Source organism: Stenotrophomonas sp. As-7 (genome assembly GCF_030291015.1).
In the GTDB taxonomy this organism is placed as follows: Bacteria; Pseudomonadota; Gammaproteobacteria; order Xanthomonadales; family Xanthomonadaceae; genus Stenotrophomonas; species Stenotrophomonas lactitubi.
The window spans coordinates 151,172-166,462 of sequence record NZ_CP127405.1 but is presented as its reverse complement, the minus strand read 5'-3'; the positions used below and the strand labels follow the sequence as shown (position 1 = coordinate 166,462).

Here is a 15,291-nt window from a genome sequence, read left to right as displayed (position 1 = left end):
GTACGTGATGGCGTACGGTCATCTTTCCCGAGGACTGCCGGTATGGACAGGCCGCCGCATACGGTGAGAACACCGCAGCAACTTGCGCCGCTGATGCGCGCGTTCAGACGCCAGGCCGGGCTGAGTCAAGCACAGCTTGCCGAGCGACTGGGCATCTCCCGCCAGGCAGTCGGCGCATTGGAACGCGATCCAGCGTCTGCCAGCTTCGAGCGATTGATGCGAGTCTGGGCCGTGTTGGGCCTGGAAATCAGCCTGCAGCAGCGAAGTCCCCGGGAAAACACGTCGACTTCGGAGTGGTAAGCCATGGGTACGTTGCGGGTCTGGATGAATGGTGTCGAGGTAGCGCTCTGGGATGATGCGCGGAACCGGGCATCCCGCCTTTCCTACCTCAGCCAATGGATTGGTTCGACGCAGTCGCGACCGCTGTCCCTTTCGCTCCCCCTGCTGCCCGACGGTGAAAGCCATCAAGGTCAGGTGGTCAACGACTACTTCGACAATCTTCTCCCCGATAACGTCACCATCCGCAACCGGATCCGCGACCGGTTCGCCACGCGCAGCAGCAATACGTTCGATCTGCTTGAAGCCATTGGCCGGGATTGTGTGGGCGCGGTGCAGCTGTTGCCACATTCGCGCACACCGGATGCCATCCAGCGGATAACGTTCGAACCATTGAATGACTCAGGCGTCGCTGAAGTCCTGCGCCAGGTCACAACAAGTGCATTGCCTGGCACTTCTTCCAGCGACGATGCGTTCCGCATTTCCATCGCTGGAGCGCAGGAAAAGACCGGCCTGCTGCTGCACGATGGTCAATGGTGCATTCCTACCGGAAGTACGCCGTCCACGCACATCTTCAAGCTGCCGTTGGGTATCGTCGGCAACATGCGTGCGGACATGCACCAGTCCGTGGAGAACGAGTGGCTGTGCATGCACCTGCTGGCAGCCTTTGGAATTCCCGTCGCGGATACGCAGATGGGGCGTTTTGAAGATCAAGGTGCACTGATCGTCGAACGTTTCGACCGGCGACTGGCTGCGGATCGCGTGTGGTGGCTTCGCTTGCCGCAGGAAGATATGTGTCAGGTCTTTGGCCTCCCCGCTGCCCGGAAGTACGAATCCGATGGCGGCCCCGGCATCGTGGCCATCATGGATCTGCTTCGGCAATCCGAGCAGCCTGAGGATCGAGCAACCTTCTTCAAGACGCAGATCCTGTTCTGGATGCTTGCCGCGACCGACGGCCACGCAAAGAACTTCAGCGTCCACATCGACGCGGGTGGGCGTTTCCGTCTGACTCCTGTCTACGACGTGCTGTCGGTATATCCCATCCTCGGCCGGGGGCCCAATCAACTCGATCCGCACAACGCGCAGCTTGCCATGGCGGTAGAGGGCAAGAACCGCCATCGAAAACTGCATCTTGTGCGACGCCGGCACTGGAACGAAACCGCACGTGCCTGTGGCGTAGCCGATGGCGCAGAGCCATGGATCGAAGCGTTGATCGCTTCCGTGGAGCCCGCCATCGAACACGTCACACGCCAGCTTCCAAGCGGCTTCCCTTCGACCGTGTCCGAACCTGTTTTCAAGGGACTGCGTGCTGCGGCGACCCGCCTTTCCAGCATGGCCCCCGACGCCTGATCAGCCCAACCGCCACAGCAGCAGGCGGTTGTTGGACGGCATCGCCACATCCCCCAGGCGGGTAAAGCCGTTGTCGGCCGCCAGCGCCTGCACTGCCTCGCTGTCCCGGATCCCGCTGCGCGGATCACGTGCCTTCAGCCATGAATCGAACTGCGCGTTGCTGTCACTGGTGTAGCGACCGCCGTAATTGAACGGCCCGTACACCGCCAGCAGCGCGCCATGGCGCAGCAGTGCCGGCAATGCGGCGAACAGCGCCTGCACGTGTTCCCAGCTCATGATGTGCAGGGTGTTGGCAGTGAATGCAGCATCGAACGTGCTGCCTTCCGGCAGGCTCAGGCCGGCCGCCGGTGGCAGCTCGACCTGCAGCGCCACCGGCGGCAGCAGGTTCAACAGCGCCGCCTCGGCGCGCCAGGCCTGGATGCCGGGCAGATGGTCCGGATGGTCGCTGGGCTGCCAGCGCAGCCATGGCCAGCGCTCGGCGAAGAAGGCCGCATGCTGGCCGGTGCCGCTGCCGATCTCCAGCACCCGGTGGCGGTCGCCCATCCACGGGTCGAGCGCAGCGGCGATGGGTTCGCGATTGCGCTCGCAGGCTTCTGAATACGGCTTGCTCGACATCGAGACGGCGTCCAGGCGGGGTCGGCCTCATTGTGCACGAGGGGGTGTTGCTCGGCAGGGCTGCGCCCTGCACCCGCAGAGGCAACGGCAACGGCCGAAGCAACAGCCGAAGCAACAGCAAAAGCTGGTTTCCTGTGGGTTGGCGGGGTGGGTCCGGTTGAGGGGGACGCCGTAGACCCATCCGTGGGGGCTTGGTCGCGGCATCCATGCCGCTCGCACCCCCTCAACCGGACCCACCCCGCCTTCGACAGTTGACCGCGATCTGTCGGAACGGCACGGGGTCAGATCCCGTTGCTATGCAACGGGATCTGACCCCAGATTTATTTCGATATCTGAAAGATGTGTCGACCAAGGTCGACACCTACCAACAGCCGCAGGAATCTGTCAGAGGCAGGGCGGTGTCGGATTGCGGGGTGTCCGCGGCATGGATGCCGCGGCCAAGCCTACAGGGACGTACTTGCGGCGTCCCCGCAATCCGACACCGCCCCGCCAACCCACGGAATGCCAGCTTTTGACGTTGCTCTGGCCCTGGCCTCTGCAGGTGCAGGGCGCAGCCCTGCCGAAACCCACCCCTACCATGACTGCAGTCACTTGCCCGAATGCCCGCCGCTGGCGAAAGTCGGGGAGTTGACGTGATCGGATCGGTCCTTTGCCGGCCGCACGGAAGTGAGAGAGAGACGCAGTGCAACGACGTGAGTTCCTGGCATTTTCCGGTCTGGGCCTGGCGGGCCTGGTCCTGCCGCATTCGCGGCTGATCGCCGCCGAGCAGTTGCTGGCCCCGGTCGACCCGGCCAAGCGCCGACGCCTTGCCGAGGTCGCCCTTGCCGCCGCGCGCTCGGCCAAGGCCAGCTACTGCGACGTGCGTATCGGTCGCTACCTCAACCAGTCGGTGATCACCCGCGAATACCAGGTCGGCAACGTGACCAACCGCGAGTCCTCCGGCGTGGGCGTGCGGGTGATCGTCAACGGGGCCTGGGGGTTCGCCGCCACTCACCAGCAGACCGAAGCGGCAGTGCGCACCGCCGTCGAGCAGGCCACGGCCATCGCCCGCGCCAACGCCAGCATCCAGACCCGCCCGGTGCAGCTGGCGCCCACCCCGTCGGTGGGCGAGGTGCGTTGGCAGACGCCGATCCGCCGCAATGCGATGGAAGTGCCGATCCAGGACAAGGTCGAGCTGCTGCTGGCGCTCAATGCGGCCGCGATGAATGCGGGCGCCGACTACATCAATTCCACCCTGTTCCTGGTCAACGAACAGAAGTACTTCGCCTCCAGCGACGGCTCGTTCATCGACCAGGACATCCACCGCATCTGGCTGCCGTTCACCGCCACCGCCATCGACAAGGCCAGCGGCAAGTTCCGCACCCGCGCCGGTCTGTCCTCGCCGATGGGCATGGGCTACGAATTCCTCGACGGGGACGCGCGCGGGAAGGTGCAGCTGCCCGGTGGCATCACCGCGTACCGCGATTCCTACGATCCGGTCGAGGACGCCATCGCCGCCGCCCGCCACGCACGCGAGAAGCTGAAGGCGCCGTCGGTGAAGCCCGGCAAGTACGACCTGGTGCTGGATCCGTCCAACCTGTTCCTGACCATCCACGAGAACGTCGGTCATCCGCTGGAGTTGGACCGCGTGCTCGGCTACGAAGCCAACTACGCCGGCACCAGCTTCGCCACGCTGGACAAGCGCGATGCCGGTTTCCGCTGGGGCAGCGACATCGTCACCTTCTTCGCCGACAAGACCCAGCCGGGCAGCCTCGGTGCGGTCGGCTACGACGACGAAGGGGTGAAGACCCAGCGCTGGGACCTGGTGCGCGACGGCATCCTGGTCGATTACCAGGCTACCCGCGATGAGGCGCACATCCTCGGCCGCGACGCCTCGCATGGCTGCAGCTACGCCGACTCGTGGTCCAGCGTGCAGTTCCAGCGCATGGCCAATGTCTCGCTGGCGCCGGGCAGGAAACCGCTCAGCGTCGAGGACATGGTCAAGGACGTGGAGAACGGCATCTACATCCACGGCCGTGGCTCCTATTCCATCGACCAGCAGCGCTACAACGCTCAGTTCGGCGGCCAGCTGTACTACCAGATCAGGAACGGAAAGATCACCGGCATGGTCGAAGATGCGGCCTACCAGATCCGCACGCCGGAGTTCTGGAACGCCTGCACCGCCATCTGCGATGAGCGCGATTTCCGCCTCGGCGGTTCGTTCTTCGACGGCAAGGGCCAGCCCGGCCAGGTGTCAGCGGTCTCGCACGGTTCGTCCACCACCCGTTTCAACGGCATCAACATCATCAACACCGCGCGCAGTCTCGGCGCTTGAGCCACCCGTCCTTCATGGAGAGCAGCCTTGCACAGACGTGACTTCCTGGCCCTGACCGGGCTTACCGCTGGCGGCCTGATCGTGCCGTCGTTCTTCGGCAAGGCGATCGCCGCCGAGCAGCTGCAGTCCAGCCTCGACCCTGCGCTGAAAAAGCGACTGGCCGACGCCGCCCTGCAGGCCGCACGCAGCGCCGGCGCCACCTACTGCGACGTGCGCATCGGCCGCTACCTGCGGCAGTTCGTGATCACCCGCGAAGACAAGGTGCAGAACGTGGTCAACACCGAGTCCACCGGTGTGGGCATCCGCGTGATCGTCAACGGCGCCTGGGGCTTTGCCGCCACCAATGCACTCAGCACCGCCGACGTGGCTCGTGCCGCGCAGCGGGCGGCGGCCATCGCCAAGGCCAACGCGGGCGTGCAGACCGCGCCGGTGCAGCTGGCCAAGGCGCCGGGCGTGGGCGAGGTCAGCTGGAAGACGCCGATCCGCAAGAATGCAATGGAGGTACCGATCAAGGAGAAGGTCGACCTGCTGCTGGACGTCAACGCCGCGGCGATGGGCGCCGGCGCCAGCTTCGTCAATTCGATGCTGTTCCTGGTGAACGAGCAGAAGTACTTCGCCTCCACCGACGGCTCCTACATCGACCAGGACGTGCACCGCATCTGGGCACCGATGACGATCACCGCCATCGACAAGGCCAGCGGCAAGTTCCGCACCCGCGAAGGCCTGTCCGCGCCGATGGGCCTGGGCTACGAGTACCTGGATGGCGCCGCTGCCGGCAAGGTGCTGACGCCCAATGGCGTGGTCAACTACGGTTCGTCCTACGACATGAAGGAAGATGCCATCGCGGCGGCCAAGCAGGCGCAGGAGAAGCTGAAGGCGCCGTCGGTGAAGCCTGGCAAGTACGACCTGATCCTGGATCCGTCGCATACCTGGCTGACCATCCACGAGTCGATCGGCCACCCGCTGGAACTGGACCGCGTGCTCGGCTACGAAGCCAACTACGCCGGCACCAGCTTCGCCACCCTGGACAAGCGTGAGCAGCATTTCCAGTACGGCAGCGAGCACGTCAACATCTTCGCCGACAAGACCCAGCCGGGCAGCCTCGGCGCGGTGGCGTACGACGACGAAGGCGTGAAGTGCAAGCGCTGGGACCTGATCAGCAACGGCAAGCTGGTGGACTACCAGACCATCCGCGACCAGGCCCACATCCTCGGCAAGACCGAATCCGATGGCTGCTGCTACGCCGACTCGTGGTCCAGCGTGCAGTTCCAGCGCATGGCCAATGTGTCGATGGCGCCGGGCAAGTCGCCGCTGAGCGTTTCGGACATGATCAAGGACGTGGAGAACGGCATCTACATCATCGGTGACGGTTCGTTCTCGATCGACCAGCAGCGCTACAACGCGCAGTTCGGCGGCCAGCTGTTCTACGAGATCAAGAACGGAAAGATCACCCGCATGCTTGAAGACGTGGCCTACCAGATCCGCACGCCGGAGTTCTGGAATGCCTGCAGCGCCGTCGCCGACGAGCGCGATTACCGCCTGGGCGGTTCGTTCTTCGACGGCAAGGGCCAGCCCGGCCAGGTATCGGCGGTCTCGCACGGGTCTTCGACCGCGCGCTTCAACGGCATCAACGTCATCAACACCGCACGCAGCCTCGGCTGACCGGTCAGGAGCCCTTACACCATGAGTATCTTCACCGAAGCCCAGGCCAAGGCCATCCTCGACAAGGTCATCGCCCTGTCCAAGGCCGATGAGTGCACCGCCGTACTGGCAGGGTCGATCAACGGCAACATCCGTTTCGCCCTGAACAACGTATCCACCAGTGGCATCGTCGACAACACCGAACTGGCCGTTACCGTGGCCTTCGGCAAGCGCGTGGGTACTGCTTCGATCAACGAGTTCGACGACGCCGCGCTGCAGCGCGTGGTCCGCCGCGCCGAAGACCTGGCCCGCCTGGCCCCGGAGAACCCGGAGTTCATGCCGGCCATCGGAAAGCAGAGCTACCGCGCCAGCCCGACCTTCAGCGAATCCACTGCCGCCATCGATCCGGCGTTCCGCGCCAAGGTCGCCGCCGATTCGATCGCGCCGTGCCGTGGCAACGGTCTCATCGCTGCGGGCTTCCTCGAGGATGGCCAAGGCTTCTACGCTACGGCCAACAGCAACGGCAACTTCGGCTACCAGCGCACCACCAACTTCGATTACACCTGCACCGTGCGCACCGAAGACGGCCGTGGCTCGGGCTGGGTGGGTCGCAACCTGAAGGACGCGGCCGACTTCAAGGCCGACCAGGACATCCGCATCGCCATGCGCAAGGCGACCGAGTCGCAGGAAGCCAAGGCGCTGGAGCCCGGCAAGTACACGGTGATCCTGGAACCGGCGGCGGCCGCGGGCCTGATCAGCTTCATGATGAACTTCTTCAGCGCACGCTCGGCCGATGAAGGCCGCAGCTTCCTGTCGAAGAAGGGTGGCGGCAACAAGCTGGGCGAGCAGGTCTACGATCCCCGTGTGAACATGCATGCCGACCCGTGGCATCCGGATGCGCCGGTGCTGCCGTGGGACAACGAGGGCATGCCGCGCGAGCGTATCGCCATCATCGAGAACGGCAAGATCGCCAACCTCGACTACTCGCGTTTCTGGGCACAGAAGCAGGGCAAGACCGCCAAGGCCACGCCCGGCAACCTGCTGATGAGCGGTGGCGAGAAGAACACCGCCGAGCTGGTGCGCGGCACCCAGAAGGGCATCCTGGTCACCCGCACCTGGTACATCCGCATGGTCGATCCGCAGACCGTGCTGCTGACCGGCCTGACCCGCGATGGCACCTTCTACATCGAGAACGGGCAGATCAAGCACCCGGTGAAGAACTTCCGCTTCAACGAATCGCCGGTGATCATGCTCAACAACATCGAAGAGCTGGGCAAGCCGGTACGCGTGGCCGGTGACGAATCCAACTTCGTGATGATGATTCCGCCGATGAAGCTGCGCGATTTCACCTTTACCTCGTTGTCCGACGCGGTCTGATGGATCGGCGGGCCTGCCTGCGCTGGTTGGCCGCTGCCGCTTCGGCGGCGGCGCTGCCGGCATGGGCACAGGCAGGCCCGCGCAGTTCGCGCTACGACTTCTGGTTCACCCGCCTGCAGTACGACTCCGGTGACTGGGACGTGGATGCGCGCATGCCGTCCAACCTGATCACCTCGCTGATCGACTACACCTCCCTGCGGGTGGACCCGCAGGAACGCGTGGTGGCGTTGGCCGACCCGCGCATGCTGGAGGCGCCATTCTGCTACCTGGCCGGGCACACCCTGGTCGAGTTCAACGCCGCCGAACGGCAGAACTTCGTGCGCTACGTGCGCAATGGGGGCTTCGTCTTCGTCGACGACTGCAACCACGATATCGATGGCCTGTTTGCCACCTCGTTCGAAGCGCAGATGGGCCGGCTGTTCGGGCCGAAGGCGCTGCAGAAGCTGCCCAACAGCCACGCGCTGTACCGCAGCTTCTTCCGCTTCCCCGACGGCCCGCCGGCCACCAGCTTCGAGCTCAACGGCTGGGGCGATGACCTGGTGCACGACTACCTGAAAGGCATCGAGGTCGACGGTCGGCTGGGGCTGCTCTACAGCAACAAGGACTACGGCTGCGAGTGGGACTATGACTGGCGCAACAAGCGTTTCCTGGCCGAAGACAACACCCGCTTCGGCGTCAACATCGTGATGTATGCATTGAACAATTGAACGGACTACGCCCATGACCTCCCCCGACCTCGATACCCTGCTGCCGCGCCTGCACGATCTGCGCGCTGCGCTCGCCCACGCCGTGGTCGGCCAGCACACGGTGGTCGAGCAGTTGCTGATCGGCCTGCTGGCCGGTGGTCACTGCCTGCTGGAAGGCGCGCCGGGGCTGGGCAAGACCCTGCTGGTTCGCTCGCTGGGGCAGGCACTGGAACTGCAGTTCCGGCGCGTGCAGTTCACCCCGGACCTGATGCCCAGCGACATCCTCGGCACCGAACTGCTGGAAGAAGACCACGGTACCGGCCATCGCCATTTCCGCTTCCAGCAGGGCCCGATCTTCACCAACCTGCTGTTGGCCGACGAGCTCAACCGTACCCCGCCGAAGACCCAGGCGGCGCTGCTGGAAGCGATGCAGGAACGCACGGTCAGCTACGCCGGCACGACCTACACGCTGCCGGCGCCGTTCTTCGTGCTGGCCACGCAGAATCCGATCGAACAGGCCGGTACCTATCCATTGCCCGAAGCACAGCTGGACCGCTTCCTGCTGCACGTGCTGGTCGATTACCCCAGCGAGGAAGAAGAGCGGCAGATCCTGGAACAGACCACCGGTAGTTCCACCGAAAGCGTGCCGAAGGTGATGGATGCCGACGCGGTGATCGCGCTGCAGGCGGCGGTACGGCAGGTGCATGTCAGCCCCGACGTGCTGGCCTGGATCACCCGCCTGGTCCGCGCCAGCCGTCCCGGCGAGGGCGCACCGGCGGCGATCAACCAGTGGGTGAAATGGGGTGCGGGCCCGCGTGCCGGGCAGTCGCTGGTGCTGGCCGCCAAGGCGCGCGCACTGCTGCAGGGACGTTTCGCCGCCACCCGCGAGGATGTGCAGGCGCTGGCCGCACCGGTGATGCGTCATCGCCTGCTGCTGTCCTTCGCCGCCGAGGCCGAGCAGAAACGGGCTGACGATGTAGTCGCCGCACTGCTGCAGGCCGTTCCATTCCCGGGTTGATCCACTGGTGACCGCCGGCACGCCGCTGCTGCTGCCACCCGACCTGCGTGCGCGGCTGCGTGCGCTGCGGCTGCGACCGCGCCTGGCCAGCGGTGCAAGCGGCATCGGCCAGCACGCCAGCCGCAGCCGCGGTGCCGGCCTCGAGTTCGCCCAGTACCGTGCCTACGAGCCCGGCGACGAACTGCGCCAGATCGACTGGAAGCTGTACGCGCGCTCGGACCGCTTCTTCGTGCGTGAATCCGAGCGCGAAAGCCCGATCACCGTCTGGCTGCTGCTCGATGCCACTGCCTCGGCGGCCCAGGCCGATCGCGCGGCACCGGCACGCAGCCGCCTGGACCACATGCGGCAACTGGCAGCCTGCGTGGTCGAGCTGGCGCTGCAGCAGGGTGATCGCTTCGGCCTGCTGGCCATCGATGGCGAAGGCCTGCAACTGGTACCGGCCGCGCATGGCGCGCGCCAGCGCGACCGCGTGCACCTGCAACTGCATGCCCTGCAGGCACGTGGCGGATGGCCGGCCGCCGAGCGCCTGCGGCCATTGTGGGAGCGCGTTCGCCCCGGCGATCTGCTGCTGGCCATCGGCGATGGCTTCGATGACGCGGGCATCGTGCTGCTGGAGCAGCTGTCCAGCGCGCGCCGCGAGGTGATGCTGCTGCAGGTGCTGACCGCCGACGAACGCGATTTCCCCTTCGATGCTGGTCACCGCTTCCGCGATCCGGAAACGGGCGAGGAACTGCTCGGCGATGGCGCCGCGATCCGCGCTGATTACCTGCAGCGCTTCGCCGAGGCCCATGCCGCGCTGCGGGCGCGGTTGCAGTCCAGTGGCATCGCCACCGCCACCGGTTGGCTCGACCAGCCGCTGGACCAACCGCTGCAGGCGCTGTTCGGCCGCAGGGGCGGCGCATGAGCCTGCTGTTTCCGCTGGGCTTGGCCGCGCTGGCCGCATGGCTGTTGCCACTGCTGATCCACCTCGCCCGTCGTCATCCCTATACGCCGCTGGATTTCGCCGCGCTGCGCTGGCTGCGCGCCCAGGTACGGCCACGCCAGCGCATCCGCTTCGATGATTGGCCGCTGTTGCTGGTGCGCCTGCTGTTGCTGGCCGCATTGGCCCTGCTGCTGGCGCGTCCGGCGCTGACCGGTCCTGCACCGGTGCCAGCGGCGTGGACGGTGGTGGCACCGGGCCTGGACGCGACCGCACTGCGCGGCAGCGCCGATGCACGCAACTGGCATTGGCTGGCGCCGGGCTTTCCGCCCATCGACCAGCCCAAGCCAGTAGACGTTGCTTCGCTGCCCAGTCTGCTGCGCGAGCTGGATGCGCAGCTGCCGGCCAGCACCGCGCTGACCGTACACGTACCCGATCCCTTGCCAGGCCTTGATGGTGCCCGCCTGCAGCTGTCGCGCGAGGTGCAGTGGCAGCCGCACACGCTGGCCGTCACTGCAGTGCCGCACGCCGCCGTGGCGCCACGCCTGCGTACGCGTAGTGATGCCCCAGCGGCAGCGCAGCACTGGCTGGGCGCGTTGCAGCGCGCATGGAGTACGCAACCACTGGCGGCGCCCTTGGCCGACGATGCGTTGCCGGGTCGCGGCGAGATTGGCGTGTGGACCGGCGCCGATGTACTGCCTGGCACCTGGCAGCGCTGGCTGCAGCAGGGCGGCACGGTGCTGACCGCTGCCAAGCCGCCCGCGGGCGCAGCCGTCCTGCTGCGTGATGCAGACAATGCACCGCTGCTGTGGCAGCAGCGCATCGGCCAAGGCCGCCTGCTGCATCTGCGCGGCGAATGGAACGCGGCCGGCAACCATGCACTCCGCGATGACCGCCTGCCCCGCGACCTGCTGCAGGCCCTGCAACCGCCATCGACCCCGCACCTGGGTGATGCGCAGGACCAGGCGCCGAGTCGCACGACATTGCCCCCCGCAACGCCGCCCCTGCGTGAACCAACCTCCTGGCTGCTGCTGATGATCGTGCTGCTGTTCGCGCTTGAGCGCTGGATGGCGAGCAGCGCGCGACGCAGGGCTGCACCATGAAGACGCTGCAGCAGGCATGGCAGCGCGCACGCCGGCGCCGCGCCGCGATCACTCTGCTGCTGGGCCTGCCATGGGCGTTGGCAGCGGCGGCACTGGCGCTGCGCCTGTCGGGTTTTGATATCGCCTGCGTCGTGGCGACCGTGGCCCTGCTCCTCGTTGCGGCCGTGGCAACCACGCGCGCCCGGCAGCTGGACCGGCACTGGTTGCAGCGCCGGCTGGATGCCAGTGGCGCCAGCGAGGACAGCGCCGACCTGCTGTTCGCTAACGCCGGCACGCTCAATCCACTACAGCAACGCCAGCGCACGCACGTGCTGGCGGCGCTTGAACGCAACCTCCCCGAGCTGCGACCACGTTGGCCGCGCAGGGCGGTGGCGCTGTGCTGGATCGGCGGCATCGCCGTCGCTGTGCTGGCACTGGGCTGGCCGCACAACGCCGCACCGGGCACCGCCGCCCTTGCGACGCCACAAGGCAGCAGCCAGGCCGGTCCACTGCGCCTGCAGTCCACCCGCCTGCACATCGATGCACCGGCCTACACCGGCCAACCCACGCGTACGCAGAACGCACTCGACGCGAAGGTCGCCGCCGACAGTCGCCTGTCCTGGTCGCTGCGCTTCGACCGTGCACCCAGCAAGGCCTGGCTGCAGTTCCACGATGGCCGTCGCCTGCCATTGCGCGAGCACGACGGCGAGTGGCAGGCGCAGGACGTGGCGCGCACCCCGCTGCTGTATCGCGTGGTCAGCGAACCGGCACTGGCCGATACCCGCCTGCATCGGCTCGACGTGGTCGCCGACCGTGCGCCCACGGTACGCGTGATCGAACCCGCTGCCAGCCTGGTGCTGGGCAGTCCCGGACAGCGGCAGTGGGCGCTGCGCTTCGAGGCCAGCGACGATCATGGCGTCGTCCCGCAGGCGACGCTGTCGATCACCACCACCCAGGGCAGCGGCGAGAACATCACCTTCGTCCGGCGCAGCGTGACCCTCAACGGCAGTGGCGAGTCGACGGCGCGGCGCTTTGCCCACACCCTCGACCTGGCCGCTCTGGGCGCACAGCCCGGCAACGATGTGATCGCCCAACTGGAAGTGCGCGACAATCACGCGCCGACAGCACAGGTCGGCCGCAGCAGCAGCGTGATCCTGCGCCTGCCCAGCACCGAAGCGGTGCTCGGTGCCGAACTGGAAGGCCGCATCAAGAAGACCCTGCCTGCGTACTTCCGCAGCCAGCGGCAGATCATCATCGATGCCGAGGCGTTGATCCGCGAACGCCGGGGCGTTGCCGCCGATACCTTCATCAAGCGCAGCGATGCGATCGGCGTCGACCAGCGCATCCTGCGCCTGCGCTACGGCCAGTTCCTGGGCGAGGAAAGCGAGGGCGCGCCGAAGCCACCGCCGACCAGCGACCTGCCCACCAGCGATACACCCGCGGCCGACGCGCACGATGACGATCATGAGCACGATCACGAGGCGCAGGCAGGCGCACATGACGAGCACGGCCACGACCACGGCGGCGCGGCCAACGGCAGCGACACGCCGCCGGTGTTCGGCAGTGCCACCGACGTGCTGTCCGAGTACGGGCATACCCACGACCACGCCGAGGCAGCGACACTGCTTGACCCGCAGACGCGCGCCACACTGAAGGCAGCACTGGACCAGATGTGGTCGGCCGAAGGCGAGCTGCGCCAGGGGCGCCCCGAGCAGGCCCTGCCGTTTGCCTACAAAGCGCTGGCATTCATCAAGCAGGTGCAGCAGGCCGAGCGCATCTACCTCGCCCGCGTCGGCCCGGAGCTGCCGCCGATCGACGAGGGCCGACGCTTGAGTGGCGACCGTGCCGGGTTGGCCAGCCGCGCACTGCCGCTGGCCGCGCGCACGCCCCTTGACCCAGCCGTCGTCGAGGCCTGGCAGCGATTGGGCGACGAGGGCGGTACGCCCGACCTGAACATGCTGGCCGCTTGGCAGCAGCGCAACAGCGCCTTCCTGCCCGACGCACTGGACCTGGCTGCCGCCATCGAGCAACTGCGCATCGAACCCAGCTGCACCGAGTGCCGACAGCGCCTGCGTGCGCAGCTGTGGCGCGCACTGCAGCGGCCACTGCCGCAGGTGATGCGACGCAGTGCAGCCGATGCCATGGGGCAGCGCTACCTCGACGCGCTGGAGGCCCAGCCATGAGCACATCGGCATTGAATGTGTGGATCGCGCTCGTGCTGGGGCTGATCGTGCTCGTCGCCAGTGCCCGCCAGCTGCGTTCGCCCACGCGGGGTCGCGGCCGTCTGATCGCCGTACTCACGCTGCAGGCCGCCGCCGCTGCGCTGCTGTACGTCTGCCTGCTGCCGCCATCACAACGCGTTGCCCCGACCGGCCTGGTGGTGATCGGCGCCGAGGCCGACAAGGCGGGTGCGCTGCCGGCCGGCGCAACCCGGGTTCTGCTGCCGGAAGCAACGAACGTGGCCGGTGCAGCGCGCGTGCCGGACCTGGCCACCGCATTGCGCCGTTATCCGTCCTCTACGGTGACCCTGGTCGGAGCCGGTCTGGCCGCGCGTGATCGCGATGCCGCACTGCCCACCGATACGCGCTGGCAGGCAGCGCCTGCACTCAACGGTTGGATCACGCTGCAGCCGCCTGCGGACGCAGCTCCCGGTGCCCGCTTCGATGTGCACGCACAGGCACGCGGCGTGGAACGCGCGCAGGCCGAACTGCTGGACCCGGCTGGCGCCGTGGTCGATCGTGCGCCGCTGGCAGCCGATGGCCGTGTGCAGCTCAGCGGCGTCGCCCGCGCCGAAGGCCGTAGCGTGTTCCAGTTGCGCCTGCTGGATGCGCAGGGCCATGTGGCCGACAGCGTGCCGGTGCCGCAGCAGACGCTGGCCGCCGCTCCGCTGCGCCTGCTGGTGCGCGCTGCTGCACCGGGCGCCGAACTGAAGTACCTGCGCCGCTGGGCCACCGATGCCGGCATCCGCGTGCAGGTACAGGCCGAGACCGGCGCAGGTCTCAGCGTGGGCGATGGCAGCGTGGCGTTGGACGCAGCCACGCTGGCGCGCAGCGACCTGCTGCTGCTCGACGAACGCAGCCTGGCCGCACTCGGCGCCGGTCAGATGGCGGCCGTGCGCCAGGCCGTGCGCGACGGCCTTGGCCTGCTGGTGCGCAGTACCGGCGCGCCATCGGCCAGCACACGGCAACGCCTGCGCGATCTTGGCCTGCCGTTGCAGGGCGATGCCGGCAGCCAGATCGCGGCGATGCCCGCCGAGGGTGACGCCACGATGCTGCAGGCACGTCGCGGGCCCCTTGCCGCCGGCACCCTGCCCACCGGTGATGGCGAAGAAGCGGACCGCGCGTCGCACGCAGCAGCGCTGCCGGCGCTGGAGTACCTGGCACTGCAGGCCGACGGCAGCCGCGCCCTGCTGCGGGATCGCGACGGCAAGCCCATCGGCGGTTGGCGCGCCGTCGGCAAGGGTCGCATCGGCATGCTGCCGATCACTGACAGCTGGCGCTGGGTACTGGCCGGTCGCGAGGATCGCCACGGCGAGTTGTGGAGCTCAGTGTTCGCCACCCTGGCACGCGCGCAGGCTGGCACCGAAGGCCCATGGTCGCCACAGGCACTGGCCTGGGCAGGCGAACGCCAGTCGCTGTGTGGCATGCAGGCACCGCTGCAAGCCTTCGACACACACGGCAAGGGCGTACCGCTGATCGTCGACGGCAGCACCGGCGCGGCGCGATGTGCGGGCTGGTGGCCGCGCCAGGCCGGTTGGCAGCGCCTGCAGCAAGGCGACCGCCCGTACTGGCGCTACGTGTTCGATCCGCAGCAGGCCCCTGCGCTGCACCGGCAAGCGATGATCGATTCCACCGCGCAGCGGCTGGCTACTTCCGCACCGGCTACCTCGCAGGCGGACCAGCGCGTGCCGGGGTCGCGCTGGCCGTGGTGGTTGGCGTTCGTGCTGTGCGCATCGCTGCTGTGGTGGCTTGAGCGGCGACGCTGATTGGAACGCAAGCACCATCCACGCATGG

12 protein-coding genes are annotated in these 15,291 nt (G+C 67.4%); 11 read left to right on the top strand and 1 reads right to left on the bottom strand.

The window, feature by feature from the left end:
* The first annotated feature begins 42 nt into the window (after positions 1 to 42).
* Positions 43 to 300 carry a helix-turn-helix transcriptional regulator gene (locus QP457_RS00710; protein WP_089241740.1) on the top strand — a complete coding sequence of 86 codons (258 nt, stop codon included), beginning with the start codon at positions 43 to 45 and terminating at the stop codon, positions 298 to 300.
* A 3-nt stretch (positions 301 to 303) separates the two neighbouring features.
* Entirely contained in the window at positions 304 to 1,626 is a 1,323-nt protein-coding gene (locus tag QP457_RS00705) for a type II toxin-antitoxin system HipA family toxin (RefSeq protein WP_205407028.1), read from the top strand.
* On the opposite strand, the gene QP457_RS00700 is transcribed toward QP457_RS00705, so the two are convergent.
* On the bottom strand, positions 1,627 to 2,241 hold the full coding sequence (locus QP457_RS00700) for a DUF938 domain-containing protein (protein ID WP_205407029.1): 615 nt from the start codon (positions 2,239 to 2,241) through the stop codon (positions 1,627 to 1,629). It lies immediately after the preceding gene.
* 682 nt (positions 2,242 to 2,923) lie between these two features.
* Here QP457_RS00700 and QP457_RS00695 point away from each other — a divergent pair.
* Genes QP457_RS00695 through QP457_RS00655 form a run of 9 tightly spaced genes read left to right on the top strand, consistent with a single transcriptional unit; the run spans position 2,924 to position 15,263 of the window.
* Positions 2,924 to 4,555, top strand: a complete 1,632-nt coding sequence (locus QP457_RS00695; RefSeq protein WP_205405402.1) for a TldD/PmbA family protein — start codon at positions 2,924 to 2,926, stop codon at positions 4,553 to 4,555.
* Between the two features lie 27 nt (positions 4,556 to 4,582).
* A complete protein-coding gene (locus QP457_RS00690) occupies positions 4,583 to 6,217 on the top strand; it encodes a TldD/PmbA family protein (RefSeq protein WP_205405403.1) in 1,635 nt (544 codons plus the stop codon).
* 21 nt (positions 6,218 to 6,238) lie between these two features.
* A complete protein-coding gene (locus QP457_RS00685; RefSeq protein WP_205405404.1) occupies positions 6,239 to 7,573 on the top strand; it encodes a TldD/PmbA family protein in 1,335 nt (444 codons plus the stop codon).
* Positions 7,573 to 8,280, top strand: a complete 708-nt coding sequence (locus QP457_RS00680) for a DUF4159 domain-containing protein (protein WP_025876014.1) — start codon at positions 7,573 to 7,575, stop codon at positions 8,278 to 8,280. Before QP457_RS00685 ends, QP457_RS00680 begins: the two co-directional genes overlap by 1 nt.
* 13 nt (positions 8,281 to 8,293) lie before the next feature.
* The gene (locus QP457_RS00675) at positions 8,294 to 9,277 is read left to right on the top strand and encodes a MoxR family ATPase (RefSeq protein ID WP_180164649.1); all 984 of its coding nucleotides are present in this window, start codon (positions 8,294 to 8,296) and stop codon (positions 9,275 to 9,277) included.
* A 7-nt stretch (positions 9,278 to 9,284) separates the two neighbouring features.
* A complete protein-coding gene (locus QP457_RS00670; protein WP_205405405.1) occupies positions 9,285 to 10,181 on the top strand; it encodes a DUF58 domain-containing protein in 897 nt (298 codons plus the stop codon).
* Positions 10,178 to 11,299 carry a BatA domain-containing protein gene (locus QP457_RS00665; protein WP_205405406.1) on the top strand — a complete coding sequence of 374 codons (1,122 nt, stop codon included), beginning with the start codon at positions 10,178 to 10,180 and terminating at the stop codon, positions 11,297 to 11,299. Before QP457_RS00670 ends, QP457_RS00665 begins: the two co-directional genes overlap by 4 nt.
* Positions 11,296 to 13,461, top strand: coding sequence for a hypothetical protein (locus QP457_RS00660; protein WP_205405407.1), 2,166 nt, complete (start codon positions 11,296 to 11,298; stop codon positions 13,459 to 13,461). Before QP457_RS00665 ends, QP457_RS00660 begins: the two co-directional genes overlap by 4 nt.
* Positions 13,458 to 15,263 (top strand): hypothetical protein, encoded by a 1,806-nt coding sequence (locus QP457_RS00655; protein ID WP_205405408.1) that lies wholly within the window; start codon positions 13,458 to 13,460, stop codon positions 15,261 to 15,263. Before QP457_RS00660 ends, QP457_RS00655 begins: the two co-directional genes overlap by 4 nt.
* The last annotated feature ends 28 nt before the right edge of the window (positions 15,264 to 15,291 follow it).